Source organism: Nitratidesulfovibrio oxamicus, from assembly GCF_015731765.1.
GTDB classification, from domain to species: Bacteria; Desulfobacterota; Desulfovibrionia; order Desulfovibrionales; family Desulfovibrionaceae; genus Cupidesulfovibrio; species Cupidesulfovibrio oxamicus.
In genome coordinates, this window is the sequence record NZ_VRYY01000330.1 from 1 (window position 1) to 2,902 (window position 2,902).

At 67.6% G+C, this 2,902-nt stretch carries 3 protein-coding genes; 2 read left to right on the forward strand and 1 reads right to left on the reverse strand.

Annotated features, from left to right (window positions below; translation table 11 throughout):
• The coding region (locus FVW20_RS11315; RefSeq protein WP_504739155.1) for an HAD family hydrolase at positions 1-309 on the reverse strand (309 nt) is incomplete at its 3' end.
• A gap of 144 nt (positions 310-453) precedes the next feature.
• Between FVW20_RS11315 and FVW20_RS11320 the strand changes: the two genes are divergently transcribed.
• Positions 454-1,521 carry a YbgA family protein gene (locus tag FVW20_RS11320; RefSeq protein WP_196609671.1) on the forward strand — a complete coding sequence of 356 codons (1,068 nt, stop codon included), beginning with the start codon at positions 454-456 and terminating at the stop codon, positions 1,519-1,521.
• A gap of 319 nt (positions 1,522-1,840) precedes the next feature.
• Positions 1,841-2,902, forward strand: a 1,062-nt coding sequence (locus FVW20_RS11325; protein WP_196609672.1) for a metal-dependent hydrolase, incomplete at its 3' end; no start/stop codon positions are given.

Sequence of the window (2,902 nt, forward strand, 5' to 3'; positions counted from 1 at the left end):
GGCGCGCAGCATTTCCGGGCGCACGGTGAAGCGGCTCATGATCTCCGCGCGCAGGGCGGCGTCGGTGCCGGTCATGCCGGTGGCCGCGCGCACGGCGTTCCACCATGCGGCCTCATCGGCCCTGCCGTTGACGTAGCCGGTGGCGTAGCACAGGTCGGTGGCCGTGCGCATGGCGGCTTCAGGGTCCAGGCCCTGGGCGCGTCCGATGGCGCGCAGGCCTTCGATGAAGCCTTCTTCGGCCAGCACGCCGCTGAAGTCGAAGAAGATGACGTCGATGTGGGGTGCGGCATTGCCGCGCGAGTGTGTCATGGGCTATCCTTGTCGTCTGCGGGGCCACGCCGTGCATGTTGCGCGGTGCCCCGGTTCCGGAATGCCGCCGTTCCCGCGTGCCGGAAAGCCGGCGCGGACGCAGGCGGCAACCCGTTCAGGATAACCACGCGGAGGCAAAGCGCAATGGAAGAATCCTCACGGCCCGCATCCACCGTAGTGGCTGGAGCATCGCATCCCGCCGACACCGACGACAGGCTGCGGGTGGGCATCAGTTCATGCCTTCTGGGCAACAAGGTCCGCTTCGACGGCGGTCACAAGCACGACCCGTACATTACCGGCACCCTGGGCCAGTACATGGATTTCGTGCCGGTCTGTCCCGAGGTGGAATGCGGCATGCCCGTCCCGCGCGAGGCGCTGCGGCTGGTGGGCGACCCGGCCAACCCCCGCCTGGTCACGGTGAAGGGCTACGAGGACTGGACGGAGCGCATGCGCGCCTTTGCCCTGCGCCGGGTGGAACAGTTGGTTGACGAGCGACTGGACGGATTCATCTTCAAGCGGGCTTCGCCCTCCAGCGGCATGGAGCGGGTGAAGGTGTACGCCGATCACGACCCCCGCGACGTTCCGGAAGGCGCGGGGCGCGCCGATACTGCACGCATCAATCTGGGGCCGCCGCAGGAAAAGGGCGTGGGCATGTTTGCCCGCGTGTTCATGGACCGCTTTCCGCTGCTGCCCACGGAAGAGGAAGGCCGCCTGAACGACCCGCGCCTGCGCGAAAACTTCATCGAGCGGCTGTTCGTCATGCGTCGCTGGCGCGCCCTGGCAGAGGCCGGGATGACGCGCGGCGGACTGGTGGACTTTCATACCCGGCACAAATTGTTGCTGATGTCGCATTCGGTGGAGCACTACCGCGCGCTGGGCAGGCTGGTGGCCCATGCGGCCAGCCACGACCCGGCGGACCTTGCCCGCGACTACCTGACAGGCCTCATGGAGGGGTTGCGCCTGCCCGCCACCACGGCCAAGCATGCCAACGTGCTGCAACACTGCATGGGCTACTTCAAGCGGGTGCTGACTCCGGACGAAAAAATGGAAATGCTGGAGGTCATCCAGCGTTATCGCAAGTTGCAGGTGCCGTTGGTGGTGCCGATAACCCTGCTGAACCACTACGTGCGCAAGTACGGCGAACCCTATCTGGCCGGGCAGTTCTACCTGAACCCGCACCCGGTGGAACTGAAGCTGCGCAACCATGCGTGAACGTTGATGGGGGGACGGGGGCGGCATGCTGCCCCCCCCCCGCCTCCATGCCACTTCTTCCGTTCCTGTCCTGCCCCATCCTGTCCCGCGCGCCCATCTTGCCATCCGCCGTCTCGATGACGATATATCCGTGGCAACAGCAGTCCGGTTGCCGCCGGTATGCTCCGTCCCGCCACGCGGGCGGAAGCACGGCGTATTCCGCTCGCGCCCGAACGCCCCTTGCCCGGCATCTTCCTGATCCTTCCGTTCCCCTCTCCGTCCCGTCCACCCTCGCGCGCCACGCACGCATCCCCAATATGTCCCTCACGGAGGTCGCCCCATGGACCCGGTAACCCATCTTGCCAGCGGCGCGCTTGTGGCCATGGCCCTGCCCGATACCCGGCGCAGCCGCTGGTTCATGCCCTTTGCCCTGACCTGCGCGGTGCTGCCGGACGTGGATGTGTTCTTCGGCGCGACGCCACTGGACTACCTGACCCTGCACCGGGGCATCACCCATTCCTTTGCGGGCGGAGCGGTCATGGCCCTGCTGACGGCGCTGCTGTTCCTGCCGCTGCTGCGGCGCGCCCCGCGCGATGCCGTGGCCAGCGGCGGCGTGCACACCTGGGGCTATGCCCGTTATGCACTGGCCGCCTACGGGTTGATCCTGCTGCACATCTTTCTTGACTGCATCACCACCTACGGCACGCAGGTGTTCCTGCCCTTTTCGGACTACCGGGTGGCCCTGCCCGCCGTGTTCATCATCGACCCGGTCATGACGCTGGTGATGCTGGCGTGCATCGTGGCGGCCATGGGCCGGGCGCATCGGCGCACCTTTGCCGCGCTGGGCCTGGCCTGGACCCTGCTGTGGCCCGGCGCTTCGCTGGCGGTGCAGCAGCGCGTGCAGTCCGGCCTGGTGGCGAAGCTGGCCGCGCAGCCCGTGCCCCCGCAGTCCGTCGCGGTGATTCCAGAGGCGCTGGCCCCGTTCAACTGGAAGGTGGTGGTGGACGATGGCCGCCGGTACGGCATGGCCCGCTACCAGTTGCTGAACCCGGATGCGCCGCTGGCCTTCGAGCTGTTCGAAAAGGCGGACCCGGTGCTGTACCGCCGCCTGTCCGAGGCGGAAGAACTGTTCCGCGTGTATGGCCGCTTTGCCATGTTCATGACCCAGGAAAACCGGCAGGAGAACGGTGCGTCCGTGATCGCCTATCGCGACCTGCGCTTTGCCTCCACGGTGCCGTTCATGCGCATGCTGCGCGGCGAGGGCGTGCCTTTCCAGTTGTGGGCCCGGCTTTCCGCCGACGGGCGGCTGGAAGGGTTCCGCTTCGTGCAGGGGCGCGCCGCGGGCGGCAGCGACGCGGCTGGCGAGGGTGGAGCAACCGGCGGAACCGGCGGAACTGGCGGC